This is a genomic window from Bradyrhizobium sp. Kon58, assembly GCF_055807455.1.
Window position 1 is genome coordinate 192,726 of sequence record NZ_JBVVOT010000001.1, and the last position, 26,782, is coordinate 219,507.

A 26,782-nucleotide genomic window follows, 5' to 3' on the forward strand; every position below is an offset into this window, starting at 1 on the left:
AGCGTCGCGTCGCCCTACTCCCGCTTGAAACGGTAGTCGAAAGCGGCGCCGAACGGCTTGATCAGCCCGACCGTCGGCGCCGGAAAATGAATCGGCAGGATCAGCGTGTCGGTGTCGGCGACGGAAGCAAAAAACTTCCGCCGCGACACCGCCGACTGCTTCGCATCCCAATCCGGCTTGGCCGACCAGTCCGGCTCGCGGCACTGAATCTGGTGATGCATGAGATCGCCGGCCACCACCGCGCGCTGGCCCTTCGAGAAAATGTTCACGCAGCAATGACAGGGCGAATGCCCCGGCGTCGGCGTCAGTGTGACGGTCTCGTCGAGCGCGTAATCGTCATCGACCAAGAGCGCTTGGCCTGCCTCGACGATCGGCAGGCAGTTGTCGCGAAACACGGTACCGGGCGGGTTGCTGCCCTTGGCGTGCTCGGCCTCCCAGGCCGCATACTCACCCTTGTGGAAGACATATTTCGCATTCGGAAAAGTCGGCACCCAACGGCCGTCGCGCAAGGTCGTATTCCAGCCGGTGTGATCGATATGCAGATGCGTGCAGAAGACGTAGTCGATCTGCTCGAAGCCGATGCCGAGCGCGAACAGCTCGTTGCGCCAGCGCGCCTTGCCGGGAAAATCGAACGGCGGCGGGTGGCCCTTGTCCTCGCCGGTGCAGGTATCGACCAGGATGGTGTGGCGCGGCGTGCGCACCACGAAGGTCTGATAGGTGATCACCATCATGCCGCGCGCGGCATCGAACACCTCCGGCTCCATCGTCGGCAGATGGCGCCTGAACACGTCCTCGTCATAGGCCGGGAAAAAATCCTGCGGCCGCCGCCACGGCCCCTCCCGCTCGATCACCGCGTCAATGGTGATGTCGCCGATGCGCAATTGCTTCATGGCTATTTCGCCCCCGCCTTTTGAAGCAGCGTAGCGAGAGCCCCTGAAACGTGCAAGCAAGCGAATGGATTGCAAATCTCTTGATCCGGCTGTAGCCCGGATGGAGCGAAGCGTAATCCGGGAAGGTGCTCGCGTGGTTCGCTATCGGCGCAATCTTCTCCCAGGTGGGACCTTCTTCTTCACAGTGACGCTGGATGATCGACGATCATCCGCGTTGGTGGATCATGTTCACAAGCTGCGCGGCGCATTTCGTATGACGCGCGCCGACAGGCCATTCACGATCGATGCAATCGTGGTCCTCCCCGATCATCTGCATGTCATCATGACGCTGCCGGACAATGATGCTGATTATTCCAGCCGATGGCGGCGGATCAAGAGCTCCTTCACACATCAACTCGCCGCTTCAGGCGCTCCCATCTCCCGCAACCACCGCGGCGAGTTCTCTCTCTGGCAACGGCGGTTTTGGGAGCATACCATTCGCGACGAGACCGATTTCGAACGCTGCGCGAACTACATTCACTACAATCCGGTCAAGCACGGCCTTGTCGCGTCACCGATACACTGGCCGCATTCGTCGCTCCATCGCTACGTCCGCGAAGGTCTGCTTCCGCTCGATTGGGGAGGATCTGGAGAGCTTGTTGGTAGCTTCGGCGAACGCGAAGACTGACCCGGATTACGCTTACGCTCCATCCGGGCTACAAGATTTCAATAGGCCCCTTGTAGCCCGGATGGAGCGAAGCGCAATCCGGGGCCGGACCAACCGCATCGCACGACTGCCCGCGTCGCACGAAACCCGGATTGCGCTTCGCTCCATCCGGGCTACCGCCGACTACTACGACCGCAACCCCGGCGCTTCCTGCCCCGTGCGCGCGACATATTCGGTGTAGCCGCCGCCGAACTGGTGGATGCCCTCGGGCGTCAGCTCCAGCACGCGGTTCGACAGGACGCTGAGAAAATGCCGATCATGCGAGACGAACAGCATGGTGCCCTCAAAATCCGACAGCGCCGTGATCAGCATCTCCTTGGTGGCGAGGTCGAGATGGTTGGTCGGCTCGTCCAGCACCAGAAAGTTCGGAGGATCGAACAGCATCTTCGCCATCACGAGGCGCGCCTTCTCGCCGCCCGACAGCACGCGGCAGCGCTTCTCGACGTCGTCGCCGGAGAAGCCGAAGCAGCCGGCGAGCGCGCGCAAGGAGCCCTGCCCCGCGGTCGGAAACGCGTATTCGAGTGACTCGAACACCGTCTGCTCGCCGTCGAGCAAATCCATCGCATGCTGGGCGAAATAGCCCATCTTGACGCTGCCGCCGACCGCCACGGTGCCATCGTCCGGCTCGCTCGCACCCGCAACGAGCTTGAGCAGTGTCGATTTGCCGGCGCCGTTGACGCCCATCACGCACCAGCGTTCTCGGCGGCGGATCATGAAATCAAGCCCGTCATAGATGCGCTTGCTGCCGTAGCCCTTGAACACCTTCTTGAGCGCAACGACGTCCTCGCCCGAGCGCGGCGCCGGCGGAAAGTCGAACGCCACCGTCTGGCGGCGGCGCGGCGGCTCGACCCGCTCGATCTTGTCGAGCTTCTTCACCCGGCTCTGCACCTGAGCTGCGTGAGAGGCGCGCGCCTTGAACCGCTCGATGAACTTGATCTCCTTGGCGAGCATCGCCTGCTGGCGCTCGAACTGCGCCTGCTGCTGCTTCTCGCTCAGCGCCCGCTGCTGCTCGTAGAACTCGTAATTGCCGGCGTAGGTGGTGAGCGAGCCGGAATCGATCTCGACCACTTTCGAGATCACGCGGTTGATGAACTCGCGATCATGCGAGGTCATCAGCAGCGTGCCTTCATAGTCGTGCAGGAACTTCTCCAGCCAGATCAGGCTTTCGAGATCGAGATGGTTGCTCGGCTCGTCGAGCAGCATGACGTCGGGGCGCATCAGGAGAATACGCGCCAGCGCCACGCGCATCTTCCAGCCGCCGGAGAGCTTGCCGACGTCGCCGTCCATCATCTCCTGGCTGAAGCCGAGGCCGGACAGCGCCTCGCGCGCGCGGCCGTCGAGCGCGTAGCCGTCGAGCTCCTCGAACGCGTGCTGCACCTCGCCGTAGCGGGCGATGATCTCGTCCATCTGGTCGGCCTTATCAGGGTCGGCCATCGCGGTCTCGAGCTCGTGCAGCTCGGCCGCCACCGCGCTCACCGGCCCAGCCCCGTCCATGACCTCGGCCACGGCGCTGCGGCCGGCCATCTCGCCGACGTCCTGGTTGAAATAGCCGATGGTGATGCCGCGATCGGTCGAGACCTGCCCCTCATCGGGCGGTTCCTCGCCGGCGATCATCCGGAAGAGCGTGGTCTTGCCGGCGCCGTTCGGCCCGACGAGCCCGATCTTCTCGCCCTTGTTGAGGGCGGCGGAGGCTTCGATGAACAGGATCTGGTGGCCGGCTTGCTTGCTGACGTTGTCGAGGCGGATCATGGGGTCTTTTTGGGGGATTGTTGCGTTGCAGCGTCATAGGCCATGCGGGCCGCCAGGGGAAGCCCGGCCGGACCCGGATCAGCGCCGCGCGCCGCCGAATTCGCGCAATTCGACCCGCAGCTTAGGCCTTGTAGACCTCCACGGTCTGCATCATGCCCATCTCCTCATGGTTCATCATGTGGCAGTGAAGCATGTAGACGCCGGTGAAATCGATGAAGCGCGAGCGGAACACGACTTGGCCGCCCTTGCGCTCCACGATCACGGAATCCCGCCATTCCGGCACCGCCAGCGCCTTGCCATTGGCCGAGATCACCTGGAACGGGTTGGTATGGATGTGGAACACGTGGTCGTCATGCTCATGCGTGTTGACGATGGTCCACTCCTCGACCGCGCCCAGCTTGACCCGCTGATCGATGCGGCTGGGGTCGAACTTCTTGCCGTCGACGAAGAACTCGAATTCCTGCCAATGGCCGGCGGCATCGGCCTCCGGCGCGGTCGCCGACAGCACCACCTTGCGGCGGTTGGTGATCTCGGAATCCTTGATGGTCGCGAGCGGCGCCGGCGGCAAAGCGCGCGGCAGCTTCATGTCCATCGGCGCGCCTGACACCACGACCCGCGCCAGCGGTCCCACCGGCGAAGGATGGCCCTGGTCGTACTGCGCCGCGTTGAAGGCGTAGGTGCCGGGGCTGCCTGCCTTGACCAGAATGTCCGCGCGCTGGCCGGGCGCGATCAGGACCTGCTTGAGCGGCTGCATGGCGCCGAGCTGGATGCCGTCATAGGCGATCGCTTGCAGATCGTGCTTCTCGAGATCGAGCAGCATGTCGTCCTGATAGGCGGCATTGAGGATGCGCCAGCGCTGCACTTCGCCGGGCCGCATCTCGATCATTGGCCGGCGCTGGCCGTTGATGGCGAGAAAGCGCGTCGCGGTCTCGGGAAACAGCGTCTCGAAATTCTCGACCATGCCGTTGGCATCGTAGACCACCTGGGTCAGCACCATGAGGCGTTCGCGGGCTGTGGCGATCTCTGGAATTTCGGCGAAATCGCCCTCGATGACGATCGCGCCGACCATGCCGGAGGACATCTGGATGTCGGCGCTGCCGTGGTGATGCGGGTGATACCAGTAGGTGCCCCTGGTGTGATCGGCCGGCAGGGTGATTTCGATGTTATAGCTGCGGCCCGGCACCATCGAGCGCATGACGTTGTCGGAAATCCCGCTCGGGCTGGTATGCGCGCCGTGGAAATGGAAATTGGTATTGTTGAACTGGTGCGGATGGCTGATGTCGGCCGGCAATCCATCGCGGTTCGGCGGCAGATCGTTGATCATCTTGATGCGCAGCGTATCGCCGGGCTTCATGCGCAAGGTCGGTCCGGGGCTGCCGCCTTCATAGGATCTGACATAGAGCCGGACGCCGCCGATCTGGCGATAGGCATAGCCGACGCGAATGGTCGTGTTCAGCACGCCATTGACGGACCGCCGCACCTCGGGCTCGACCAGCGCTTGGTCCATGGCGGGAACGGGCGTTTCAGCGACCATCCCCATGGTCGGCGACATGTCCGCGGTGTGGGACGTGCCCGCATGGTCGTGCACGGCGTGCTGGGCATTCGCGGCACCTGCGAACAGCGACAACGCGCCGGCTTTGAGACCGCAATCCAGCAATTGACGGCGCGACAATGTCGTCGTGCCCATCGCGCTGGTGACTGAAGACGCACCGTTCGGATCCTGCTGCATTTGAATTGCGCCCCCTGTTGCCGGACCGTCTTCCGTTCGATTCGACTCTAAAGCAAGCACCAAACCACAATTCGATCTGCGAGCGCACTACATTCATCGGTTGTAAACCTCCTCACCCGTTCTATCGTCGCATGATGCATCGTGACGGATTCGCATTGGTGCTCGCCTATGCCCTCTGGACATCACATGCTGGCCGCATCCCGATGTTCTCGAAACTCTGTACAAGGATATGATCATGGGGCCTTCGCGACGTGAGTTCGTGAAGTGGTTGTCGGCGGGAGGCATCTCGGTCAGCCTGTCACATCTGACGTCCGCGGCGGGCGTGCCCTTCGCAACGCACGAGACGCTGCCTGGACGCGGCAAGTTCAATCCCGCGACAACGGGCGCCGGCCGCGTCGACGGCGTCGCCAAGGTCACCGGTGCGAAACTTTACGCCTCCGACTTTCGCGCCAACGATCTGCAGGGTTGGCCGCAGGCCACCTCGCACGCCATCCTGGTCCGCGCCAACGACGCCACGCATGTCTATACCGGCATGGACCTCGGCCGCCTCGGTGGCGCGCTCAAGCCGTCAGTGGTGGTGACAGCCGCCGATCTCGACCGCATCGGCACACAGGTCCCGGAATTCTATGCGGGCGACCTGTTCTGTCCGATCGGCAAGACGCCGCTTTATCTGGGGCAGCCGGTCGCGCTTTTGATCTTCGAAAAGTTCGATGCCTTCGACCAGGCGCGTCTCGCGCTGCGCGACGGCACGTTCGTCCAATTCGGCGAGGAGACCGGGCCTGTCGTGGTGCCCGATTACGGGGCCTTCCGCTTCACCCGCGTGGCAGGTCCCTCGCCTGACCAACCGGATGTCTATTCGCCGCTCCAGGCCGGCTGGGTCTCGCCCAAGAAGGTGCAGAGCGCGGCGCTGCCGGTGTGGTCGCCGCTCGCGAAGGACATGCCGGCGGATTACGCCAAGGCGGCGAAACATGGCGAGCAGATCCGTGCCGAACTTGCAGCTGATGACGCATCCATGCTGGTGCTCGACCGCGAGTTCGAGACGCAATCGGTCGACCCGATGTTCCTGGAGCCGGAATGCGGGCTCGCCTGGTACGACGGCAAGGGCGGCAATCTCGAACTGCTGCTTGGCGTCCAGTCGCCCTACGAGGCGGCGGAGTCGATCGCGCATCTGTTCGGCAAGGCCCGTGCGCCCTACAAGCCGGCGCACATCAACGCGCAGTTCGCCCATGTCGGTGGCGGCTTTGGTGGTCGCGATCACACGCCTTTCATTCTCTATGTTGCGCTCGCGGCGGTCTGCTTTCCCGGCAAGCCGGTGCGGCTGGCGCATGACCGCTACCAGCAATTTCAGGCCGGCATCAAACGCCACGCGATCAAGATGCGCTCGCGCATCGGCATCGATCGCGCGACCGGCAAGATCAAGGCGTTCGCGGCCGATCACGTGCTCGACGGCGGCGGGCTCGCCCATTTCTCGGCCAGCGTCGCCGTCGTCGCAGGCACCGGCGCGATCGGCATCTACGACATTCCGAAGGTCGACGTCAGGACTGTCGCGGTGCACTCGCGCGGCGTGAGCGCGGGCTCGATGCGGGGCTACGGCATCCTGCAAGCCATGACGGCGCTGGAGGTCCTGATCGACGAAGCGGCATCCGAGCTCAAGCACGATCCGATCGATTTCCGGCGGCGCAACGCGCTGCCGCAGAACGGCCGGACCATGACGGGCAATCCCTACATCGTCTCGGTGCGCACGCCCGAAATCCTCGACAAGCTCGAGAAGCACCCGATCTGGCAGCAGCGGGCACAGTTCAAGCAGACCTCGTCGGATCGACTGGTCGGCACAGGCGTCGCCTGCGTGACGAAAGACTATGGCTCCGGCGCGGACGGCTCGCTCGGCCGTGTCGAGCTCGCCCCTGACGGCAAGATCGTCATCTTCTGCGATCATGTCGAGATGGGCAACGGCATCGGGACGGCGCTGGCCAACCGGGTCGCAAGCCATCTCGGCGCCATCGCCGATGAGGTCTCGGTCGCCCGCGTCGACAGCTATGACGTGCTCGGGCTGGTCACATCCGGCGATCCCTCAACCATGGACCAGAAGACCCAGGATGCCGCGGAGAAAAACCCGCGCTGGGTGCCTGCGATCAGCTCGCCGACGAGCTCCTCGATCGGCGCCCATGTCGGCACGCATTCCGCCGCGGAAGCCGCTCGCGTCATTTTCCGCTTCGGCCTGTGGCCCGCCGCGCTTGAGCTGTGGCGCATCGCAAAGACCGATCCGCGCGCGGGGCAATGGGCCAGCGCAAGCTGGCAGAACGGCCAGCTCACCATGCCCGGGCTCGAACCGCTCGGCCTTCCTGCGCTCGCGGCGACGGCTCACAAGCGCGGCTTCGTCACCGGTGCGGTCGCGCACAGCTTCTCGCGCTGGGCATGGTCGCGGGCCCGCTTCCCGCTGTCCGGCGAGCAATACCGCGCCGAGATCGACGCGCTGGCGATCCGCAAAGGCAACGGCAGGTTCGAGCGGATCAACCGCACCCGCGTCAAGTTTCCGCCGACCGACAACAACCGGATCGGCACCGCCTACACCTCGATGTGCGGCACGGTCGTCCGCGTCGAGATCGAGCGCGCAACCGGCGCGCTTCGCATCGCCAAGGCCTATAGCGTGCTCGAATGTGGCACCGCGCTGGTGCCCGAGGTGGTGATGGGCCAGGCCCAGGGCGGATTCGCCATGGGCGTCGGCTACGCGTTGCTCGAAACCCTGCCCCCGTTCGAGGGCGGGCCGGGCAACGGCGAATGGAATCTCGGGCGCTATCTGGTCGCACGCGGCTCCGACCTGCCGCTCCGCGATCTCGAGATCGAGATGCTGAAGCCGCAAACGGCAGACGAAGCACCGAAGGGCATGGCGGAGGTCGTGATGATCCCGATCGTGCCGGCGCTGATCAACGCCATCCACGACGCCACCGGCCATCGCTTCCGCGCGCTGCCGGTCACCGCAAGCCTATTGAAGGGAGTGCTCGCGTGACGACCCTCAGCCTCACCATCAACGGCCAAAAGCACGGTCCGATGGACGTCCGCGACGATCTCTCGATGAACGATTTTCTGCGCGAGATGCTGGGCATGACCGGCACCAAGTTCGGCTGCGGCGCCGCGCAATGCCTGAGCTGCGCCGTCATCATCGATGCGCCCGATGGCACCAGCACCACCAGCCCGACCTGCGTCGCGCCCGCCGTGAATTTCGACGGCAAGTCGATCCGCACCGTCGAGGGCCACGCCAGGGACGGCGAGCTCTCGACCCTGCAAAAGGCCTTCATCGCGCATTTCGCCTTTCAGTGCGGCTATTGCACCGCCGGCTTCCTCAATGAGGGCCAGGTCTTGCTGGAGCGCCTATCGCGGGCACCGGTCGCGCGCGAGGCGCTGGAGCAGACCATCGCGGACGCGCTCGACGGTCATCTCTGCCGCTGCACCGGCTACGTCAAATATCACGAGGCGGTGCGCGACGTGATCCTCGCCGACTCGAAGCGCTACCTCATGGCCACCAAGTGACACGCATCATGATCCCCGACGTGCGGTTCAAGATGATTGCCGTGGTCGCCGCCCTCGCCGGCAGTCTCGGTGCGGGCTACGCGGCGTCGGAGACGGCAAGCCACGCCCTCGCCTCGCCCGAGAGCTTTGCTTCGATCGGCGACACGGAGAAGCGTTCGGCCGCAATCTTCACCGAGCTCGGCAAGGTGCTGACGCATCCGCGCTGCACCAATTGTCATCCGGCCGGCGACAGGCCGCACCAGGGCGACAGTGCCCGCCTGCATCAGCCGCCGGTCACGCGCGGCGCCGACGGCCACGGGCTCGAGGCGATGCGCTGCAACACCTGCCACCAGAAGGCCAATTTCGAGCCCGGCCGCATGCCCGGCCATCCCGACTGGCATCTCGCCCCGCGCGAGATGGCCTGGGAGGGCAAGACCGTCGGCGAGATCTGCGAGCAGATCAGGGATCCCGCGCGCAATGGCGGCCGCAAGGTGGAAGACCTGATCGACCATATCGGCAAGGACACCCTCGTCGGCTGGGCCTGGAAGCCCGGCTTCGGCCGCTCACCCGTGCCGGGCACGCAACAGCAGGCCGGCGCGCTTGTCGAGGCCTGGGTGAAGACGGGAGCGGCGTGTCCGGCGCCGTGACGACGTCGACTGCACCGCCGCCACCCGAGGAGTTCACGACGCATACGGCTCGTGTGGCTAGGCGAATCGCGCCGAAACGGTCCCTAGCCCGGCGATGTTGGCCTCGAATGCGTCGCCCGGATTCACCGGCACCATCGGTCCCAGCGCTCCGGAAAGAACGACGTCGCCCGCGCGTAGCGGCCGCTTGCGACGCGCCAGTTCGCCGGCGAGCCAGGCCATCGCGTTGAGCGGATTGCCGAGGCAGGCGGCGCCCGTCCCCTTCGAGACGACCTCGTCCTTCCTCGTCATCTGCATCTGGAGAGAGCGGAGGTCCAAGCCATCCAGCCGCCGGACGGGTCCTCCCAGAACGAAGAGCCCCGACGAGGCGTTGTCGGCGACGGTATCGACGATTCCGATATCCCAATTGGTGATACGGCTGCCCACGATCTCGAGGGCGGGCATCGCATAGGCCACTGCCCGCACGACGTCGGCCAGGGTCGGCGTTTCGACCTCGATATCGCGGTCGAGTAGGAAGGCTACCTCCGCCTCGATCTTCGGCTGCAGGACGCGCCCCGCGGCGACAGGCTCGTCTTCTCCCACGATCATGTCGGCGAAGAGTACGCCGAAGTCCGGGCGATCGACGCCGAGCTGCTTCTGGACCGCACGGGAGGTCAATCCGATCTTGCTTCCGACGACGCGCCGCCCCTCCTTTTCCCAGTGCGCAGTGTTCTCCTGCTGGATGGCGTAGGCTGCATCGACATCGAGCTCTGCCAGTTGCGTCCGGATGGGCGCGATCGGGGTGCCCGCGTAAGCCGCGCGGATCTCGGCGGCGAGCCCGCCGTGCTTGGTTTGCTGGTTCATCTGAACGATCCTTACTTGCCGGTCCGGAGGAATTCGATGTGCAGGCGGTTGAACTGCTCCGCGTCCTCGAACTGAGGCCAGTGGCCGCAGCGGTTCATGACGACGAATTTCGAACCCGGAATCATGTCCGCGATCTGCTTGCCTTCCTCGGGCGTGGCGGTCGGGTCATGTGAGGTCCACACGACCATGGTCGGCGCCTTGATCGACCGGTATTGCTCGGCGGTGATCATGTTGGGTCGGCGGATGTCCATCTCCTGCAGGCACATGATCCGCTTCATCGTGTCGGCGAATCCCGGCTGCGCATAGATCGCCCGGCGGGTCTGGATCAGGTCGTCGGAGACCATGCTCTTGTCGCACATCAGGAATTCGAGGCGCGTCTTGATACGCTCCCATGAGGGATCGGAAGCGGCCTCATTCGATAGCTTCTTCAGTCGTTCCATCACCTGCGGGTGCGCGGTCCAACCGCCGGCAGTGTTGAGGATCAATTTCTCCACCACGGCGGGACGATGTACGGCGAGATAGGTCGCGACCCAGCCGCCCAGCGATTCACCGCTGATCATGGCCTTGTCCCTGCCGAGCGCCTTCAGGACGGCGAGCACGTGGTCGGCGTAGTCCTTGACCTGGTAGTCGATCGCGGGCTTGTCGGTCCAACCGTGTCCCAGCATGTCGATCGCGACAAACCAGAAGTGATCGGCATGAGGCCCGAAATTCCTCGAATATGCCTCTGCATGGCCGCCGACACCGTGCAGCGCCAGGACGAGCGGCTTGGAGGGGTCGCCCGACTCGATGCAGCGGGTCCGGACTCCGCCGGCGTCGATGTAGTGCTGCTTGAAGGACACGCCCCGCAGGTCGGCCCAGACGCTGGAGAAGTTCGCTGGTCTTGTGTCGCTCATGACTCGATCTCGTTGGTTTGTGTGTCAGGCGAAGAGCGGCGTGCCGCTCTGCTTCGACGGGGGCTGCGGCTTCTCGCGCGGGATCGCCGAGAGGTCTGGAAGATCGAGAACCGCGCGTATGGCAGCACTCAGCCGGTCGAAGGCTTTGCCCACGTCGGAGGTCCCCTCCATGTCGCGCCAGGCGACCACACCATCGGGACGGACGAGAAGAACGCCGGCTTCCTCGATTTCGCGAATGCGCTGCCACTCGCAATAGAGGTCCTGCGCTTCGGGAGAGCCTGTCACGACGACCCGGAGAAACGGGAGGTCGAGACGCAGCGCCGCGTCCTTCCATGCGGCGCCGGCAAGGCCCGTCACGATGGTGAAGAGACCCTTGCCCGTCACGTCGAGCGTCGACACCCGCAAGCCGTCGCGATCGACGAGCCACGCATGCGGGATCTTGGCACCCGGGCGCGACGTCGGCTGATTGTAGAGGCCGCGATCTCGCCGCCACTGCTCGGGCTCGCCACCGACGTCGGGAATCACGGCCGAGGATTCGTACCGCTGGTTCATCTCGGTGCCCTGGGCATTGAATTCCGTCTGCTTGAGATCAAGCGCGGCCTGCGCCGCCTTCCGGGCCGCGACACCATCCGGACCCGGATCGCGAAAACGCGCGATGCCGGCGGCGACCGGATTCTCGGCGCCCGGCACGCGGAAGCATGCGTTCAGCGGGGCATAGTCGAGCCGGGACTGGTTGGCGCGCAGCACGATCTGCTTTCCGACCGGCGCCCGCTCCTGCGAGTAGCTCTCCAGGAGCTTCGGACCGGCCCAACCCTTCACGGCGTACGCAAGCTTCCAACCGAGGTTGTGGCTGTCCTGGACGCAGGTGTTGTTGCCGAGCCCGCTCGACGGCGGATGCCGATGGACCGCGTCGCCGCCGCAGAGCACCCTGCCCTTCGAATACTGGGTCACGTATGCCTGGTTCACGTACCAGATCGAGGTTCTCACGACGTCGATCTCAACCGAAGGGTCGCCGATCAGCACCTTGATCTTCGGAATGATCGCTTCCGGCGCGAGGTCCGGCTCGCCCTTGCTGATATCGAAGCCCCAACCGGCGATCCACTGCGTCCACGGATGCACGGCCCGCAGCAGCCCCATGCCGATCTCCCCGAAGCTCGCGTCCGGAGTGACGATCCAGTTCAGGATGCTCGGCCGATGTTTGCTGTACCTGGACAGATCTGCGTTGAAGATGGTGTAGACGGTGCCGGCGCGCGCCATCTGGCCTTCGATTGGAAGCCCGAGATGGTCGACCACCATCGATCGAGCGCCGTCCGCGCCGACCATGTAGCGCGCACGAACGGTATACTCACGCCCATCCAAGCGATCCCGCAGCGTCGCCGTTACGCCATCGTTGTCCTGCTCGTGGCGGACGTACTCGGTGTTGAACGCGAAGGTCGCGCCCTTCTCCGCGGCCTTCTGAAACAGGATGGGCTCGAGCAGCGGCTGGATGATATCGACCATTCCGCAAGGACTGGCACGCAGGTAATCGCCGCGGCGATCGTCGCCGGTTCCCCACGTCCGCATCCGGATCAACTCGGTGCCGGCCAGGCTTGTCGTGAAGGTCGTGTCGCCCATCAGCTCCCAGGGGCTCGCGTACTTGGCCACGTCGTCCGAGATCCCGAGATCGCGGAAGACCTCATTGGCGCGCTGGTTGGTGATGTGAGCCCGCGGGCTGTCTGCCATCCAGTTGCCGCGCGACACGATGTGACTGCGAACGCCGCAATTGGCGAGCGCCAGAGCGGTCGTCGAGCCCGTTGGCCCGGCGCCGATGATAAGCACGTCTGTTTCGTATGCCATTTGCCTGCTCCGCGATGCTTCCGCATTCGCGCGGTGTTTTCGTGATCAGTGAGTGGCGTCCGCCTGTTTGGCCGCCATCATCGCCATGCCGGCGATCCAGCCCGGAATGGCTTCGTAGAATTCCTGCTCCATCGTGAAATGGCCGCCGGTCGAGAAGGCGCCGAATGCAGCGACCCATGCGAGCACCTCGTTGGCGCCGCGTCCCGCGAGTTCGCGGACCTTGTCGGTGTCGAGCGCGTCGGCACGCCAGATCTGGCCGCTGCGCAGGATCTCCATGAACTGCGCATCCCAATCCGGATTGAGCGGCTGGCACGGCCCCTCTCCCGCTTCTGCGAGAACGCCCGCCTCGAGCACCCGCTTCTCGCGGGCTTTCTTGGCTTCCGCGGTCGGATTTCGCCCATTGATCAGCCGCTCCCGGATCTCCGGCGGCGCGTCCTTGATCGATGGCAGCGGCGGATCGTGCGAGAGTCCGCCGGACGCGGCAAACAACACCCGCTTGCCGGAACGTGCCGCGAACCGTCCGACGGATTCACCGAGTTGCCGGGCGCGGCGGTAGGTCGGAACAGGCGGCGCAGCGGCGTTGACGAAGATCGGCAGGATCGAGATCGACTTGAAGTCCCCGAGCATCGCCTCCCACAACTGGACAAAACCGTGATCGACCGGCATGCGATACGACACGGCCACATCGAAATCATCGGCCCGCACATGGTCGATGAGTTCGAGCGCCGTCTTCTCCGGAACATCCAGCGGCCCCGTCCCGCCTCCCCAATCCCCCAGAGAGACGGCGCCGGCGCCGACGCAGAACGACGGCATCAGATCGTAAAAGAAGCCGTTGAAGTGATCGGGCGCGAACTGGATGATGTAGTCCGGTGCGAACTCCTTCACGAAACTCCCCAGCCGTCCGAACGCGGTTCGTACGCGTTGCTCGGTTTCGTTGCTGGCCGGCCCCTTGTACATCAGGGGAGTATGGGAAGCGCAGACGATGGCGACTGACATATTTGGATTCCTTGCGCCGAGTTGGATTGTCGATCGATGGCTGGCGGCTACTTCTTCACCAGCGGGCACGGACTTTCGGATAGCGGGCGGTTGACGGATTCGCCGGGCAGCGTCTGAATGACGTTGTAGAGATCCCAGGCGCCCTTGTTTTCGCCGGGCTTCTTGACCCGGAGCAGGTACATGTCGTGGATCATCTTGCGGTCGGCGCGGATGTAGCCGTCGGCGAAGAAGTCGTGCACGTGTTCCGTCTCCATCTGCTTCATGACGGTCGGAGCGTCGTCGGTACCCGTCGCCTTCACTGCCTTCAGATAATGCGCGACGGAGGAGTAGACCCCCGCGTGGAATCCGGTCGGCATGATCTTGGCTTTGGCAAAGAAGCGTTCGGCCCAAGCGCGCGTTTCGGGCGTCCGGTCCCAATAGAACGGCGACACTTCGTAAGCGTCGTGCGCGATCTTCTGACCAACCGCGTAGACGTCCGTCAGCACAGACTGAAGCGGAACGATCTTGGCCGTGGAGCTCAGGCCGAATTCGTCCGCCTGCTTCATCGCGGTGACCGTATCGCCGCTCGACGCTGCAATGGCGATCACGTTGGCCCCGCCATTGGATGCGGTCAGAAGGAACGACGCGAAGTCGGATGTGTTCGGCGGAAACACGGAGTTGCCGACCACCTGCCCGCCGTTGAGCTTGACCTGCTCCGACGTATCGCGCGTCAGGGCGTTGCCATACGCCTGATCCACCGTCAGAAAATACCACTTCGTTCCGCCGGCCTCGATCACGGACTTGGCGGCGCCTTTCGCGAGGTTGTAGGTGTCGACGGTCCACTGGACCGTAAGCGGCGAGCAGGCTTTGCCGTTGAAGTCCGACGAGGTCGAGCCGGACAGCAACATGATCTTGCTCTTTTGCGCCGCCATATTCTGCACGGCGAAGCCGATCGGCGATCCCTGCATGTCGGCGACCACGTCCACGCCTTCGACGTCGAACCAGCGTCCGGCTATCTGCGATCCGACGTCGGGTTTGCCCTGATGGTCAGCCGAGATCACCTCGACGTTGAGGCCGGAGCCGAAGTCCTCGGCGGCCATTTCAGCCGCGATCACCGAACCCTTGCCGTTCGCCATGGCCGTGGGGCCGGCGATGTCAGTCAGGACACCGACCTTGACCTTGCCACCGCTGAGATTCGGGGGGCCGCCGGCGGTCTGCGCCGCGACCGGCGCCGCGAGAGCCAAGCACACGGCCGCAGACAAATAAAAGCTTGAATGAACCATCGTTTCCTCCCGTCGCCGCCCTTTTGGGCGTGCCGGGATGGATTGCCGCCGATTGAAGTAGGATTCCATCTGAGTCTATGAAATGTTCGCAGTGCGAACACGTCTGGAGGGATCATGCACCGCAGCGTAAGGGCACTTTCCCGTGGCTTGGCGCTGATCAACGAGCTCAATGCAAGCGGCCCATCCAACGTCGTACAACTCGCAAAGCGGACAGGACTCAACCGTACCACCTGCTATCGTCTGCTCGATACGCTGCGCGAAGATGGCTACGTGACCTTTGACGAGACGAATGCCTTGTTCGGCTTGACGTCCCAAGTACGCACCTTGAGCGAAGGCGTGTCTTCACGGGATCTATCGAGCCAGGCGGCACTGCCCGCGATGTTCGGCCTACTGGATGGCGTCTCCTGGCCAAGCGACTTCGGAGTGTTCGAACTCGGGTCGGTACTTATTCGGGAAAGCACACATCCCTTCAGTCCGTTCTCCGTTCATCGGTCCATGGTCGGACGGAGGAGATCCTTGGTGCGCAGCGCGCTTGGGAAAGCCATCTTGGCTGCCTCCGCGCCTGCTCTGCGACGAGAAATGCTGGACCTCACCGCATCACTCGTCGAGGAGGACGCGGCTTTGGCAAAGGACCGTCGTTTCATCGAGGACATTCTCTCACAGACGAAAAAGGACGGTTACGCCTCGTCCGTCGGTGGATCGGAGGCGGGCATCAGCGCGATCGCGCTGGCCATTCCGGGGGGCGGCCCAGTCCTCGGCAGCCTAAATCTGATTTTCTTCTCGTCGTCGATGACGCCGGAGGCGGCCGCCAAAAAGTATCTGCCCAACATGCGGGCGGCGGTGAAGGAAATCGAGCGGCGGTGGTCCGCGGCAAACAAGGCGCGCGGAAAAGTCTCTTGACGCAGCCGCCTACGTGTTGCGCGCGAATGAAAAGGTGAGCCCTTGTCCCAAACGCCACTTCGAGGAGTGGCGAAGGATCTGCGGCCCGCGAGCGTCAAAACGACAGGAACCAATGTTCGTCGCCGTGTTTCGTGTCCGCGCTGCCCGCGAGACGGATCTGGTTGCCGACAAGCCGGCCGCGCGCGCCGATCGAGGCGACATCAGCCCCCATCAGCGGCTTGTAGTTGGGATCGTCGTTATGGCGTTCCGCGATGACTTCGGCGATGATCTCGCCGTCGCGCTCGAAATAGCTTCCGAGATGCGCGAAGGCCGAATTGCCGCCCAGCAGCTTGCCGTCATGCATGCACATGATGCTGCGGCCGAAGACATCGTTGCCCCTTCCTCACGGTTTGGGAGCGGACATGATCAGCTCGCTTTAGCGAGTTAGGCTACAAGCGGACTTCAATCTGTTTGTCGTTTGATGACCTCTGCCAAAGACAAACCGCTCTGCCCCCTGCAGAGCGTGGATGACTATCCGGTCGCGTGAGATGGCGAGGTGTTCCATCGCGCAAACAAAACGCCCCAGCGAAGCTGTCGAAGGCAAGCGAGGCAGAGAATGACACCCGCGCCCGCGATGACATCAATGAAATAATGGCCGCCTACAGTAGGTGTTGCAGCAAGCATCAGCACGTTCAAGACAAGGTATAGCGGGAAAAGCATCTTCACGCCTCGGCTGGCGTATATGAGTATTATGGCCAGCGCAGCGTGAAAAGAAGGGAATGTGATCAGACCATTCACGTGCGTCAACGAGATGCGTGTCATCTCGCCGCTTCGGAGTGCGTTAAAATCGATCAAATGATACGCGTCGACTCGGTCGACGACGCCGAAGTAGACCCATGCGCTCGCTGCCGGCAGTATCCATGAGATCGGAATAATCACGAGGAGGGATGTTACGAACAGCCAAACAAACTCTCGCATCCTTTCAAATCGCCCGCACGCACTCAGCCACACCAACAAGATAGCGACCTGCGGCATACAGCTGTGATACGCGACTGCGAGGACCGCTTTGATAGTTGGTCTGGCCTCAACCCACTCAAAGAAAGCCAGCCAATTGAGTCTCAGCAGGGTGTCGACGCCGGCCAGCTGGGAATCGACCAACGGAAACTTTGCCGTGACGGTTAAATAACTTAGGATCGCGCCCACGATCGTAAAGGCAATGATCTGAGTTAAAGCGGTGGCAAGCTCAGCGATACGCCGATCCGCCCTCAATCTCGTGTAAACAAAGGAGAGAAGAGCGGCCGCGCAGAACGCAATCGCCTGCGTCGGGTCGATAGCCATCGTCATCCCATCGGCGCGAAGCCATACGAGGTCAACGGCTGCAACAATTGCAATTGCGATCCACAAGCGCAGAGTTTCGCTGAATCGATAAGCATTCAGGACGGCAAAGACAAAGCCTTCATTTCGCATCACTCTGTCCATTATCGCATCGTTCGGATCCGTGACCCCTCTTGGAATGTCAATATCCGAGGCTCGTCTAATGATTTCTTAATTTGGCTTGTACAAGTAAAGGGTGTGTGCGCCTCGGTAGGTTCCGCGCTGCTCATCAAATCTGACTACGTTGTTCGCATTGGATCATCGGCTGACCATAGGCTCCGAGGGGGCTCACGCCCGCTTCGGGGTCGCTTGCCGACATCGCCACGAGTCGCACGCCAGCCTGCGTTACTCTCTCAAAAGCAGACACCCAGATTTTTGAGTAACCGTCCTACGCCCTTCGCATCAGCTTGAGTGAGGCCGCCAGCCGTAGGCTGCGCTTGCCGGCGAGTGCGATGCCTTCGAGTTCGCCGCTGTCGGCGGTGCAGGTGCCGGAGAAGCCGATCCCGACCTCATAGCCGCCGAACACGGGATTTTCGCCCTTCGCCGGCGTGTGCTCCTGGTTGAGGATCTCGCCCTTCCAGCGGCCGTCAGCCGAGGAATAGGAGCCGAGATAGTAGAAGAACGCATCGCCGCCCAGGATGCGGCCGTCCATCAGCAGCATGACGCCCGAGAGCCCGGCATCGACCCCGTCGAGCGCGCGCAGGTGGATCGCATAGAGCCCGTTCACCACCCCGCCCGGACCAATCGTCCCCTGCGGCGGCAACCCCTCGTCATCGAGCCGCGTGAGATTGGCCCAGAAACCGGCGCCTGGCATCGTGTCCGCGCTGCCCGCCAGACGGATCTGGTTGCCAACGAGCCGGCCGCGCGCGCCGATCGAGGCGACGTCGGCCCCCATCAGCGGCTTGTAGTTGGGATCGTCGTTGTGCCGTTCGGTGATGACTTCGGCGATGATCTCGCCGTCGCGCTCGAAATAGCTTCCGAGATGCGCGAAGGCCGAATTGCCGCCCAGCAGCTTGCCGTCATGCATGCACATGATGCTGCGGCCGAAGGCATCGTTGACGCCGTATTCAACCTTGTAGAGTCCGTCCAGCAACGCAATTGACCCGGAATATCAGAAGGAAAGCACGCGCTACCTAGCACCGCCATCGCACCAAGACCATCGGGCTTTTTCGCGCAGGGGCATTCGCGAAGCCACACCCTGCCATGATGCCATCATGCGCCTGTTTTGCCCGACGGCGCAATAGATTTCGGCAATTCCGCAGGTAGCGATTTCACGCCATTTGCGGACCTGTGATTTCAAACACTTGGCTACTGTGCATGGGGTTGTTTTTCGAGTTTTTTGTTTGGCCGGTCGCGAGCGGCCCTTACGCACTCCCCCAAGCCGGCTTCGAACCCGCTGTTGCAGGCGCGCGACAAAGCGGCATGGATCACATGGAGCCATCAGCCGAGGCGCAGATCGCAACCTTCATCGCAAGCGCGGCGAAGCAGCCGCTGCTCGATGCCGCGTTCGAGCTTTGGCGCCGACGCACCCAGCTGGATTCGGTCGAGGGGCGCCCGACCGTCGAGGAGGTCCGCGCCAACCGCACCCTCACGCCGGAGCAAAGCAGCGCGAAGTACCGCCGGGATCGCGACCACGCCCATGAGGGGCCGATGTTCAGTTATATGAAGCGCGCTCATCCGTGCGCCGATGACGATGCGATCAGGCAAGCCATCGTCACCGCCGTCAGGTTCGAGGACGCGACCTTCGCGCATTTCAGCTGGGACGGCGATTTCTGGGACTGCGTCGTGCGCGCGGTGGCACGAGCGGCCGCGCAATATCCGGATTTTCTCGAGACGAGCTATCGCGACGCCCGCAACAACGTCGCCTACTACTACAAGTGAGCTACGGCATGATCCGGAAAAGTGCGCAGCGGTCTTCCGAAAAGCTCACGCTCACAAATAAATCCAAAGCGCGTGCAACGCGCTTTAGAAGCACAGCGTGGTGACGAGCTTGCCCTGCTTGTCCTTGATCGCATAGGGACAGCGCAGCCGCTCCAGCGCCTGCTTGGCATCGGCGTCGCCGAGCGCTGCGGCGCGCTCGTAATAGGATTTCGCGGCGTCCTTGTCCTTTGGCCCGCCGCGGCCTTCCTGCGCGAAGGCGCCCATCCGCTCCAGCGCGCCGGGATGGTTTTGCGCCGCCGCCTTCTCGAACAGCGCGCGCGCTGCGGCGTCGTCCTTCGCCCCGCCCGTGCCTTCGGAGAGCATCACGCCGAGCTGGTACTGCGCTTCCGCATTGGTCTCGGCGGCCTTGCCGAGCAATGCGCGCGCCTGTGCCGGATCGGCCGGCGCGGCACCGCCGGTGCCACTGAGCGCGGCGAGATTGCTGATGCCACGGGGATTGCCGGCTTGCGCCGCCTTCTCGAACAATTTGCGGGCCTGCGCTTCATCCCTGGCGACGCCGGAGCCGGTACCGTAGGCCACACCGAGCTCGACCATCGCCGCACTCGATCCCTTGTCGGCGGCCTTGCGCCAGGCAGCCATCGCTTCCGCCGTCTGCCGGTTGGCCGCATAGGCGCGGCCGAGCGCGAACATCGCGCGCCGCGACGACGGCGCGGCCTGCTTGCAGAATTTGATGGCGGTCGCGACGTCGGAGGCCGCAATCTCCGTCACGCCCCTGATGTCGGCCGGCTTGTCGGGATCGCTGGGGTCGGCGGCAACCCGGTCGCACAGGACGAGATCGGCCGATTGCGCATGCGCCGACAACGGCACCGCAAGCGTGAGGAGGATGGCAACGAGGAAAGTCCGCATGGACGCCAAGTTGCGTCGTCGCCCCGGCAAATTCAAGGCTCGAGTCCCGATTGGCGCAGCACGGGGACGACCTCGGGCGACGCCAGATAGCGCAGCAGCCGGTCAGCGGCTTCGGCATGTTTGGCGTTGGCCATCCGGCCGGCGGAGAACACGGCCGGCGTTTGCAGATCGTGCGGGACCGGGCCGACTACCTCGATGCCCTCGACCTGCTTCAGCTCGCTGATCTGCTGCACGGCGAGCTCGGCCTCGCCGCTCACGAGCCGCTTCGCGGTAAAGCCCTGCTCGACGATGGTGGCTTTGGCATTGATCTCTGCCGCGATCCCCATCCGGACGACCAGCTGGGCGAAGTACACGCCGCTCGCCCCCAGCCGCGAATAGGCGACCGATCGCGCAGCCAGCAGCGTGTCGCGCAGCGCGGATGCGGTGGCGATGTCGGGATGTGCTTGCCCTGCCCGCACCGCGATGCCGACGAAGGAGCGCGCGAGATCGGCCGCGTTCCCTGAGACGACGCGGCCCTCGCCGATCATCTCGTCGAGCCCTTCGCGGGTGAGGATCACGAGATCGGCGGCCTCGCCGTCGCGCAGCCGCTTGAGCAGCGCCAAGGTCGGCGCGAAATCAGCGTCGATGTGGACGCCGGTCGCGGTCTCGTACGCGGAGGACAGGCTGCGCATCGCGCCCATCAGGCCGAGCGTCGAAAGCATGCGAATTGTTTCCATCAGCGATTCCCGTGGCGATCAGGCGCGGTGCATCAGCTTGAGCGCGGCGGTCAGGCGCAGGCTGCGCTTGCCGGCGAGCGCCGTTGCCTCCAGCACCGCCTGCTCGGCATCATAAGTGCCGGAGAAGCCGATGCCGACCTCGTGGCCGCCGAAGATCGGATCGTCCTTGGCCGGCGTGTGCTCCTGGTTGAGGATCTGGCCCTTCCAGCGCCCGTTGGCGGCGGTGTAGCTGCCGAGATAATAGAATGATGCATCGCCGCCGAGGATGCGGCCCTTGTTGAGCAGCATCACGCCGGTGAGACCGCCGTCGACGCCATCGAGCATGCGCAGATGCACCGAGTAGAGCCCGTCGGCGATGCCGGCCTCGCCGACGCCGCCGGCGATCGGCATCTCGTCTTCGGTGATCGGCGTCATCAACGATTGAAAGGGTACGCCGGGCAGCTCCTTGAGCTCGCCCTTGAAGCGATAGAGATCGCCGTCGGCCCAGCCCTTGGCCAGCAGGGTCGCATCGTCCGTGCCCGCCATGGCGCGGTAGTTCGGATCGGGGTTGTGGCGGACCGTGCTGATCACGATGTCGATGCCGGCTTCGGTCTTGGCGTAGGTGCCGATATGGGCGAAGGCCGAATTGCCACCGAGCATCTTGCCGTTGCCAGCATGCATCACGCTCCGGCCGACGGCGTCGCCGAGCTGAAATCTCGTCTTGTAGAAGCCTTCAAACACCAGCCGTCCCCGGCCCTGCACGCATCCAGACGCACTCTATCCCGCTTTCGGCGGCGATGGACAAGTTTCGCGCCATGATGTCCGAGGGGTCTTCCGCAACGGCTGTCATCAGCATGAAAAATCCGCCGAAGCCTTTCGGCTTCGGCGGATCGAAGTCCAACCCGGGCCAGCCCCCCAGCCCGGGCCGGGAGGATTTAGGCGGCGGCCTTCTTGTCGGCCGGCACGGAGGCGATCGTCTTCAGGATCTGCGAAGCGATCTGGTATGGGTCGCCCTGCGAGTTCGGACGACGGTCTTCCAGATAACCCTTGTAACCGTTGTTGACGAAGGAGTGCGGCACGCGGATCGAAGCACCGCGATCGGCAATGCCGTAGCTGAACTTGTTCCAGGGTGCGGTCTCGTGCTTGCCGGTCAGACGCTTGTCGTTGTCCGGGCCGTAGACGGCGATGTGGTCCATCAGGTTCTTGTCGAAGGCGGCCATCAGCGCCTCGAAGTACTCCTTGCCGCCGACCGTGCGCATGTACTCGGTCGAGAAGTTGGCGTGCATGCCGGAGCCGTTCCAGTCGGTGTCGCCGAGCGGCTTGCAGTGGAACTCGATGTCGATGCCGTACTTCTCGGTCAGGCGCAGCATCAGGTAGCGGGCCATCCACATTTCGTCAGCGGCCTTCTTGGAGCCTTTGCCGAAGATCTGGAATTCCCACTGGCCCTTCGCGACTTCCGCGTTGATGCCTTCATGGTTGATGCCGGCAGCCAGGCAGAGGTCGAGATGCTCTTCGACGATCTTGCGGGCGACGTCGCCGACGTTCGAGAAGCCGACGCCGGTGTAGTACGGACCCTGGGGCGCCGGATAGCCGGAGGCCGGGAAGCCGAGCGGACGGCCGTCCTTGTAGAAGAAGTATTCCTGCTCGAAGCCGAACCAGGCGCCGGAATCGTCGAGAATGGTGGCGCGCTTGTTGGTCGAGTGCGGGGTCTTGCCGTCGGGCATCATGACTTCGCACATCACGAGCACGCCGTTGGTGCGGGCGCCATCCGGGAACACCGCGACCGGCTTCAGCACGCAATCGGAGCTGTGGCCTTCAGCCTGCTGGGTGGAGGAGCCATCGAAGCCCCAGAGCGGAAGCTGCTCGAGCGTCGGGAACGACGCGAATTCCTTGATCTGAGTTTTGCCGCGCAAGTTCGGAGTCGGCGTATATCCGTCGAGCCAGATGTACTCGAGCTTATACTTGGTCATTGAGCCTCTCTGTAGATGATGCGAAAGGTGGGGGCCGCAGGCCCCCGCACGATTGTTTACCCGGCCAACATCGGCCGACCCCTTCCAAGCATTTAACGTGCCAAAAGGCCGCAGCGCGGGAGGTTTTCCACCGCCGGCGGCCCCCTCTCCCTCCCGGCGGATCGGCCAGTGCGCCGTGCGTCATAGCGGCGCACCTTTGCGTGAAGCTGCACCGCAAAAATCCCGCGGAAAACGCCCGATTCTGGAGCAGGCAGGCCCCGGCCTGAGGTTGCCGACTAAACGCGCATCAACGTCCGGCAATATTCGCCAAGTCTGCGACCGTCGCCCGCAACCTTCGCAACGGCCCACGCGTTAGCCACCCGAGCGCTGCCTTAGAGGAAGCAGAATGCAACCTGCCTACAAAATAGGCCAAGGCTGATTTCCTTTTCAGCACTTTGCATTTCGGAATGCACGGCCGATATGGGGATTCCAGTAACCACAAGCCAACGAGTCGGGCGCACCATGGAGGCCAGCGCTGCGATCTCGGGAGATACCGCAATGATGAACAATGGACTGAGTCACGGATCTGCACAGATCTACCAATTCCCTGTCGGGGGCCGCTCCGCTCTCGGGGGGCGCCGCAACGGTGAGACCCGCCTTCCCGCCAACCACGCCTCGCTCCCCGTGAACGAGACGATCTGCAGCGGCAGCTGGTACCATCAGGAAGCAGTCGATGAAGCCAAGCCGAAATGGGATCGCTGATGCCTGCGTTCGGTTCAATACCGCCGCGCCCTCTCAAGCGTCCGGCGTCAGTTTGAAAAAGGGTCGAAACAACGAAGTTTCGGCCCTTTTTGATTCCGGACTTGATTGCGGGATCATATGGTCGCACAGGCGGTCACCGACCGCTTCAGATGCGTGACAAGACACCTCCATGAAAGACTCCCCCGCCCGCCACCTCGCCCTGCAAGGCGCCAGCAATTTTCGCGACCTCGGCGGCTATCCGACCGCAGATGGCCGTACCACGCGTTGGCGGCACATCTTCCGCTCCAACCATCTCGGCCAGCTCACTGCCGCCGATGTCGAGATCGTCCGCGCGCTGGGCGTGCGCAGCGCCTTCGATTTTCGTGGCGTCGCGGAGCGTGCGGCGGGTGTCTGCGTGGTCGACGAGATCGCCGTGCATTCACTGCCGATCGAGCCGACGGTCGTGGCTGCGCTCCGCGCCGAGCTCGCCAGGGGCAGGCTGACCGCGCCGGTCGCGCTCGAACTCATGCGCGAATCCTATCGCAACTATGTCCGCCACAACACGGCCAGTTTCCGCAACCTGTTCGGGCATCTCCTGGAGGACCGCGCGCCGCTCGTCATTCACTGCACCGCCGGCAAGGACCGTACCGGCTTTGCCAGCGCGCTGATCCTGCATGCGCTCGGCGTCGCCGACGAAATCATTGCCGAGGACTACCTGTTGACCAACCAGCACTACAAGCGCGACGCATCAAATGTCTCCGATCTTCCCGCCGATGTTCTCGACGCGATCGGCACCGTCGAGGCCTCGTATCTTGCCGCTGCTTTCGAGGCCGTCGGTAGCGAGTATGGCGACCTCGAAACCTACTTGCGCAAGGGTCTCAAGCTCGGCACAGCGGAGCGGACCGCACTGAAGGCGCGCTATCTGCAATCGTAAGCGGGCATAAATCCTATACGGCCGCGCCTGGAGAACGATGATGCAAGGCAAGGTTCTGATCGTGACCGGAGCACTCGGCGCACTTGGAAAAGTCGTCGCCGAGACCGCGCAGTCGCGCGGCGCGCGCGTGGCCGGCATCGACCATGCGCCATCGCAAATCTCGGCGACGCCTGAGCGCATCGAGATCGGCGGCGTCGATCTGTCCGACGCAGCCCAAGCAAAGACGGCGGTCGAGGCGGCGGCAAGACACTTTGGCAAGCTCGATGGGCTGATCAACATCGCCGGCGGCTTCGCCTTCGAGACCGTGGGCGACGGCGACGTCAAGACGTGGCAGCGCATGCATGCGCTCAACCTGCTGACGGCGCTCAACGCCTCACACGCGGCGCTGCCCCATCTGGCCGCGTCCACAGCCGGCCGCATCGTCAATATCGGCGCCATGGGCGCGCTTCAGGCCGGCTCCGGCATGGGCCCCTATGCGGCGTCGAAAGCCGGCGTCCACCGGCTCACCGAGGCGCTGGCGAGCGAGTGGAAAGGCAAGGTGACCGTGAACGCGGTGCTGCCTTCGATCATCGACACCAAGGCGAACCGCGCCGACATGCCGAAAGCCGACTTCGCCAAATGGGTGACGCCGCAGGAGCTCGCCGAAATCATCCTGTTCCTCGCCAGCGATGCCGCGAGCGGCGTCACCGGCGCGCTGATTCCGGTCGGCGGGCGGGTGTAGTCAATCTGGCACCAAGAGCCGGAGATTTCCTTTGAAACGGATGCTCTGCTTGCCGGCGAGCGCGATGCCCTCGCCGTACGCGGTCTCGTCATTATAGGTACCGCTGAAGCCGATGGTCACGACCTTGCGGCCCCACACCGGGCGCTCGTCGAACGAGGGGGAATGCTCCTCGTTGGTCAGCTCGCCCTTCCACTTGCCGTCGGCCGAGGTGTAGCTGCCGTAGGCGAAGAAGAATGAATCCCCGCCCCGCATGGTGCCGTCGCGCATCACCATGACGCCCTGGTTGCCGCCCTGGACGGCATCCAGCATTTCGATGCGGATATGATAGAGCCCATTCCTGATGGTCATCTTCGTGAAGCGCCCGATTGTCCCACCCGCAGGATAGCCGGATCATCTGTTCCCGATCAAATGGCGCAGAGCTGTAGGGCCGTTCCGGGCTAAACTGCGCGGTACTGATTCCCAACCGGACGTGACACTCGGAAGCTTCCTTTGGAAACCACGCTCTATCTGCCCGTCAAACGCTTCCTCGAAGAGCTCGGCTTCACGGTCAAGGGCGAGATCGGCGGCTGCGATCTCGTGGGCCTCAGCGCCGGCGACCCGCCGGTGGTGGTGATCGGCGAGCTCAAGCTGAGCTTCAATCTCGAGCTGATCCTTCAGGCGGTCGATCGTGCACCGGCCGGCGACGAGGTCTGGATTGCGGCAAAGATGTCAGTGCGCGGCAAGGGACGCGAGACCGACGCGCGCTATCGCAATCTCTGTCGCCGCCTCGGCTTCGGCATGCTCGGGGTGACCGACCGCGGTCAGGTCGAGGTGCTGGTGAAGCCGCCGACGGCAGCCCCTCGGCGCGAGCCGAAGGTCCGCTCGCGCCTCGTCGCAGAGCATCAGCGCCGCCAGGGCGATCCGGTGCTGGGCGGCAGCACCCGCGCGCCGATCATGACGGCCTACCGGCAGCAGGCGCTGGCCTGCGCCTCGGAGCTTGCAGCAGGCCCGCGGAAGGTGAGCGAATTGCGCCAACGCTGTCCCGATGCCGGCAAGATCATGCTTAACAATGTGTATGGCTGGTTCGAACGCACCGAGCGGGGAATCTACGGGCTGACGGAAGCGGGCCACGCGGCGCTGAAACGCTGGCCACAACAGCGGGTCGAGGACGTTGCCGGTGTCGCGTCACCACCCTGACACCCAACCGGTGCATAGCTGAGATGCCACACCAATTTCATATTGCAATGCAACATAGACGGCACTAGGTATCCCGGCATCGAAACGAGGCCGTTATGAACGCAGACTGGAATACCAAATATGGCACGCGGCGCGTGCGCCACGATCCGCCGACCCTGGACGAGGCGATCTTCGCCGCCGTCGGCATCACCGATGATCAGGAGCAGCAGGCCGAGATCGCCGCAGCCCTGATGGGCATGCCGCTCGATGTCGTCCAGGCCGAGGTCAAGAAACAGGTTCGCACCAACAGCCGCATCACCTCGACCCGCGTGATCGCCGGCGAACAGGGCGCGCAGCGCTCCGTGGTGGTCGAACGCCGTGTCGTGCGCCGCTTCGGCAACGACAAGCGCACCGGCACCTGAGCGCTGAGCTCGCTATTCTGAATACGAAAGCGGACCGGTTTTGCCGGTCCGCTTTTTGATTCCAGTCGGC

General features: G+C 63.8%; 27 protein-coding genes. 11 read left to right on the plus strand and 16 right to left on the minus strand.

From position 1 onward, the window contains the following. Window positions 1-14: 14 nt before the first annotated feature. On the minus strand, window positions 15-890 hold the full coding sequence (locus AC0L20_RS00995) for an MBL fold metallo-hydrolase (RefSeq protein ID WP_473287079.1): 876 nt from the start codon (window positions 888-890) through the stop codon (window positions 15-17). Between the two features lie 133 nt (window positions 891-1,023). Between AC0L20_RS00995 and AC0L20_RS01000 the strand changes: the two genes are divergently transcribed. Continuing rightward, window positions 1,024-1,557 carry an REP-associated tyrosine transposase gene (locus tag AC0L20_RS01000; protein ID WP_473287080.1) on the plus strand — a complete coding sequence of 178 codons (534 nt, stop codon included), beginning with the start codon at window positions 1,024-1,026 and terminating at the stop codon, window positions 1,555-1,557. Between the two features lie 165 nt (window positions 1,558-1,722). Here AC0L20_RS01000 and AC0L20_RS01005 read toward each other — a convergent pair whose 3' ends face one another. Further along, entirely contained in the window at window positions 1,723-3,345 is a 1,623-nt protein-coding gene (locus tag AC0L20_RS01005) for an ABC-F family ATP-binding cassette domain-containing protein (protein ID WP_007591795.1), read from the minus strand. 121 nt (window positions 3,346-3,466) lie between these two features. Then, window positions 3,467-5,074, minus strand: a complete 1,608-nt coding sequence (locus AC0L20_RS01010) for a multicopper oxidase family protein (protein WP_473287081.1) — start codon at window positions 5,072-5,074, stop codon at window positions 3,467-3,469. 235 nt (window positions 5,075-5,309) lie between these two features. On the opposite strand from AC0L20_RS01010, the gene AC0L20_RS01015 reads away from it, so the two are divergent. From AC0L20_RS01015 to AC0L20_RS01025, 3 genes are read left to right on the plus strand one after another with little or no spacing between them, the layout of a single operon-like run. Further along, window positions 5,310-8,081, plus strand: a complete 2,772-nt coding sequence (locus tag AC0L20_RS01015) for a xanthine dehydrogenase family protein molybdopterin-binding subunit (RefSeq protein ID WP_473287082.1) — start codon at window positions 5,310-5,312, stop codon at window positions 8,079-8,081. After that, complete coding sequence (locus AC0L20_RS01020; protein WP_473287083.1) at window positions 8,078-8,602, plus strand: (2Fe-2S)-binding protein; 525 nt, start codon at window positions 8,078-8,080, stop codon at window positions 8,600-8,602. The genes AC0L20_RS01015 and AC0L20_RS01020 overlap by 4 nt, the downstream gene beginning before the upstream one ends. 8 nt (window positions 8,603-8,610) lie before the next feature. Next, window positions 8,611-9,228 (plus strand): Isoquinoline 1-oxidoreductase subunit, encoded by a 618-nt coding sequence (locus AC0L20_RS01025; protein WP_473287456.1) that lies wholly within the window; start codon window positions 8,611-8,613, stop codon window positions 9,226-9,228. A gap of 57 nt (window positions 9,229-9,285) precedes the next feature. On the opposite strand, the gene mhpD is transcribed toward AC0L20_RS01025, so the two are convergent. The 5 genes from mhpD to AC0L20_RS01050 are packed head-to-tail and all read right to left on the minus strand — an operon-like array spanning window position 9,286 to window position 15,055. After that, on the minus strand, window positions 9,286-10,068 hold the full coding sequence (gene mhpD / locus AC0L20_RS01030; protein ID WP_473287084.1) for a 2-keto-4-pentenoate hydratase: 783 nt from the start codon (window positions 10,066-10,068) through the stop codon (window positions 9,286-9,288). Between the two features lie 11 nt (window positions 10,069-10,079). Beyond that, window positions 10,080-10,961 (minus strand): alpha/beta fold hydrolase, encoded by an 882-nt coding sequence (locus tag AC0L20_RS01035; protein WP_473287085.1) that lies wholly within the window; start codon window positions 10,959-10,961, stop codon window positions 10,080-10,082. 24 nt (window positions 10,962-10,985) lie between these two features. Further along, complete coding sequence (locus AC0L20_RS01040) at window positions 10,986-12,797, minus strand: FAD-dependent monooxygenase (RefSeq protein WP_473287086.1); 1,812 nt, start codon at window positions 12,795-12,797, stop codon at window positions 10,986-10,988. 45 nt (window positions 12,798-12,842) lie between these two features. Next, on the minus strand, window positions 12,843-13,793 hold the full coding sequence (locus AC0L20_RS01045) for a 3-carboxyethylcatechol 2,3-dioxygenase (RefSeq protein ID WP_473287087.1): 951 nt from the start codon (window positions 13,791-13,793) through the stop codon (window positions 12,843-12,845). Between the two features lie 47 nt (window positions 13,794-13,840). After that, window positions 13,841-15,055 (minus strand): ABC transporter substrate-binding protein, encoded by a 1,215-nt coding sequence (locus tag AC0L20_RS01050; protein ID WP_473287088.1) that lies wholly within the window; start codon window positions 15,053-15,055, stop codon window positions 13,841-13,843. A 114-nt stretch (window positions 15,056-15,169) separates the two neighbouring features. On the opposite strand from AC0L20_RS01050, the gene AC0L20_RS01055 reads away from it, so the two are divergent. Beyond that, on the plus strand, window positions 15,170-15,955 hold the full coding sequence (locus tag AC0L20_RS01055) for an IclR family transcriptional regulator domain-containing protein (protein WP_473257059.1): 786 nt from the start codon (window positions 15,170-15,172) through the stop codon (window positions 15,953-15,955). Between the two features lie 94 nt (window positions 15,956-16,049). Here the strand turns inward: AC0L20_RS01055 and AC0L20_RS01060 are convergent, their stop codons facing one another. The 3 genes from AC0L20_RS01060 to AC0L20_RS01070 all read right to left on the minus strand — a co-directional run bounded on the left by AC0L20_RS01060 (window position 16,050) and on the right by AC0L20_RS01070 (window position 18,401). Next, window positions 16,050-16,298: a hypothetical protein gene (locus AC0L20_RS01060; RefSeq protein ID WP_473287089.1), complete on the minus strand. Its 249-nt coding sequence runs from the start codon at window positions 16,296-16,298 to the stop codon at window positions 16,050-16,052. Between the two features lie 167 nt (window positions 16,299-16,465). Further along, window positions 16,466-17,413, minus strand: a complete 948-nt coding sequence (locus AC0L20_RS01065) for a phosphatase PAP2 family protein (RefSeq protein ID WP_473287090.1) — start codon at window positions 17,411-17,413, stop codon at window positions 16,466-16,468. Between the two features lie 283 nt (window positions 17,414-17,696). Next, entirely contained in the window at window positions 17,697-18,401 is a 705-nt protein-coding gene (locus tag AC0L20_RS01070) for a GrlR family regulatory protein (RefSeq protein ID WP_247408493.1), read from the minus strand. A 338-nt stretch (window positions 18,402-18,739) separates the two neighbouring features. On the opposite strand from AC0L20_RS01070, the gene AC0L20_RS01075 reads away from it, so the two are divergent. Further along, on the plus strand, window positions 18,740-19,189 hold the full coding sequence (locus tag AC0L20_RS01075) for a hypothetical protein (RefSeq protein WP_473287091.1): 450 nt from the start codon (window positions 18,740-18,742) through the stop codon (window positions 19,187-19,189). A gap of 84 nt (window positions 19,190-19,273) precedes the next feature. Here the strand turns inward: AC0L20_RS01075 and AC0L20_RS01080 are convergent, their stop codons facing one another. The 4 genes from AC0L20_RS01080 to AC0L20_RS01095 all read right to left on the minus strand — a co-directional run bounded on the left by AC0L20_RS01080 (window position 19,274) and on the right by AC0L20_RS01095 (window position 22,760). Then, window positions 19,274-20,095 (minus strand): tetratricopeptide repeat protein, encoded by an 822-nt coding sequence (locus AC0L20_RS01080; protein ID WP_473287092.1) that lies wholly within the window; start codon window positions 20,093-20,095, stop codon window positions 19,274-19,276. 32 nt (window positions 20,096-20,127) lie between these two features. Further along, window positions 20,128-20,811 carry a substrate-binding domain-containing protein gene (locus tag AC0L20_RS01085; RefSeq protein ID WP_473287093.1) on the minus strand — a complete coding sequence of 228 codons (684 nt, stop codon included), beginning with the start codon at window positions 20,809-20,811 and terminating at the stop codon, window positions 20,128-20,130. Between the two features lie 18 nt (window positions 20,812-20,829). Next, window positions 20,830-21,531, minus strand: a complete 702-nt coding sequence (locus AC0L20_RS01090; RefSeq protein ID WP_473287094.1) for a GrlR family regulatory protein — start codon at window positions 21,529-21,531, stop codon at window positions 20,830-20,832. A 194-nt stretch (window positions 21,532-21,725) separates the two neighbouring features. Then, window positions 21,726-22,760: a glutamine synthetase beta-grasp domain-containing protein gene (locus tag AC0L20_RS01095; protein ID WP_007591833.1), complete on the minus strand. Its 1,035-nt coding sequence runs from the start codon at window positions 22,758-22,760 to the stop codon at window positions 21,726-21,728. A 537-nt stretch (window positions 22,761-23,297) separates the two neighbouring features. On the opposite strand from AC0L20_RS01095, the gene AC0L20_RS01100 reads away from it, so the two are divergent. From AC0L20_RS01100 to AC0L20_RS01110, 3 genes are all read left to right on the plus strand, one after another. Further along, window positions 23,298-23,501 (plus strand): DUF2735 domain-containing protein, encoded by a 204-nt coding sequence (locus tag AC0L20_RS01100; protein WP_007591835.1) that lies wholly within the window; start codon window positions 23,298-23,300, stop codon window positions 23,499-23,501. A gap of 169 nt (window positions 23,502-23,670) precedes the next feature. After that, window positions 23,671-24,414: a tyrosine-protein phosphatase gene (locus tag AC0L20_RS01105; RefSeq protein ID WP_473287095.1), complete on the plus strand. Its 744-nt coding sequence runs from the start codon at window positions 23,671-23,673 to the stop codon at window positions 24,412-24,414. Window positions 24,415-24,454: 40 nt separating this feature from the next. Beyond that, entirely contained in the window at window positions 24,455-25,135 is a 681-nt protein-coding gene (locus AC0L20_RS01110; protein WP_473287096.1) for an SDR family oxidoreductase, read from the plus strand. Here AC0L20_RS01110 and AC0L20_RS01115 read toward each other — a convergent pair whose 3' ends face one another. Further along, window positions 25,136-25,483 (minus strand): hypothetical protein, encoded by a 348-nt coding sequence (locus tag AC0L20_RS01115; RefSeq protein WP_456764610.1) that lies wholly within the window; start codon window positions 25,481-25,483, stop codon window positions 25,136-25,138. Between the two features lie 141 nt (window positions 25,484-25,624). Between AC0L20_RS01115 and AC0L20_RS01120 the strand changes: the two genes are divergently transcribed. Continuing rightward, window positions 25,625-26,311: a DUF2161 domain-containing phosphodiesterase gene (locus AC0L20_RS01120; protein WP_473287097.1), complete on the plus strand. Its 687-nt coding sequence runs from the start codon at window positions 25,625-25,627 to the stop codon at window positions 26,309-26,311. A gap of 95 nt (window positions 26,312-26,406) precedes the next feature. Beyond that, window positions 26,407-26,712 carry a hypothetical protein gene (locus AC0L20_RS01125; protein WP_007591844.1) on the plus strand — a complete coding sequence of 102 codons (306 nt, stop codon included), beginning with the start codon at window positions 26,407-26,409 and terminating at the stop codon, window positions 26,710-26,712. Window positions 26,713-26,782: the final 70 nt, after the last annotated feature.

Coding starts and splice junctions, on each gene's coding strand:
- AC0L20_RS01110 (WP_473287096.1), top strand. CDS start 24,455: ATGCAAGGCAAGGTTCTGATCGTGACCGGAGCACTCGGCGCACTTGGA.
- AC0L20_RS01010 (WP_473287081.1), bottom strand. CDS start 5,074: ATGCAGCAGGATCCGAACGGTGCGTCTTCAGTCACCAGCGCGATGGGC.
- AC0L20_RS01100 (WP_007591835.1), top strand. CDS start 23,298: ATGATGAACAATGGACTGAGTCACGGATCTGCACAGATCTACCAATTC.
- AC0L20_RS01050 (WP_473287088.1), bottom strand. CDS start 15,055: ATGGTTCATTCAAGCTTTTATTTGTCTGCGGCCGTGTGCTTGGCTCTC.
- AC0L20_RS01125 (WP_007591844.1), top strand. CDS start 26,407: ATGAACGCAGACTGGAATACCAAATATGGCACGCGGCGCGTGCGCCAC.
- AC0L20_RS01060 (WP_473287089.1), bottom strand. CDS start 16,298: ATGCATGACGGCAAGCTGCTGGGCGGCAATTCGGCCTTCGCGCATCTC.
- AC0L20_RS01065 (WP_473287090.1), bottom strand. CDS start 17,413: ATGGACAGAGTGATGCGAAATGAAGGCTTTGTCTTTGCCGTCCTGAAT.
- AC0L20_RS01095 (WP_007591833.1), bottom strand. CDS start 22,760: ATGACCAAGTATAAGCTCGAGTACATCTGGCTCGACGGATATACGCCG.
- AC0L20_RS01040 (WP_473287086.1), bottom strand. CDS start 12,797: ATGGCATACGAAACAGACGTGCTTATCATCGGCGCCGGGCCAACGGGC.
- AC0L20_RS01015 (WP_473287082.1), top strand. CDS start 5,310: ATGGGGCCTTCGCGACGTGAGTTCGTGAAGTGGTTGTCGGCGGGAGGC.
- AC0L20_RS00995 (WP_473287079.1), bottom strand. CDS start 890: ATGAAGCAATTGCGCATCGGCGACATCACCATTGACGCGGTGATCGAG.
- AC0L20_RS01045 (WP_473287087.1), bottom strand. CDS start 13,793: ATGTCAGTCGCCATCGTCTGCGCTTCCCATACTCCCCTGATGTACAAG.
- mhpD (WP_473287084.1), bottom strand. CDS start 10,068: ATGAACCAGCAAACCAAGCACGGCGGGCTCGCCGCCGAGATCCGCGCG.
- AC0L20_RS01005 (WP_007591795.1), bottom strand. CDS start 3,345: ATGATCCGCCTCGACAACGTCAGCAAGCAAGCCGGCCACCAGATCCTG.
- AC0L20_RS01055 (WP_473257059.1), top strand. CDS start 15,170: ATGCACCGCAGCGTAAGGGCACTTTCCCGTGGCTTGGCGCTGATCAAC.
- AC0L20_RS01115 (WP_456764610.1), bottom strand. CDS start 25,483: ATGACCATCAGGAATGGGCTCTATCATATCCGCATCGAAATGCTGGAT.
- AC0L20_RS01025 (WP_473287456.1), top strand. CDS start 8,611: ATGATCCCCGACGTGCGGTTCAAGATGATTGCCGTGGTCGCCGCCCTC.
- AC0L20_RS01105 (WP_473287095.1), top strand. CDS start 23,671: ATGAAAGACTCCCCCGCCCGCCACCTCGCCCTGCAAGGCGCCAGCAAT.
- AC0L20_RS01085 (WP_473287093.1), bottom strand. CDS start 20,811: ATGGAAACAATTCGCATGCTTTCGACGCTCGGCCTGATGGGCGCGATG.
- AC0L20_RS01075 (WP_473287091.1), top strand. CDS start 18,740: ATGGAGCCATCAGCCGAGGCGCAGATCGCAACCTTCATCGCAAGCGCG.
- AC0L20_RS01035 (WP_473287085.1), bottom strand. CDS start 10,961: ATGAGCGACACAAGACCAGCGAACTTCTCCAGCGTCTGGGCCGACCTG.
- AC0L20_RS01080 (WP_473287092.1), bottom strand. CDS start 20,095: ATGCGGACTTTCCTCGTTGCCATCCTCCTCACGCTTGCGGTGCCGTTG.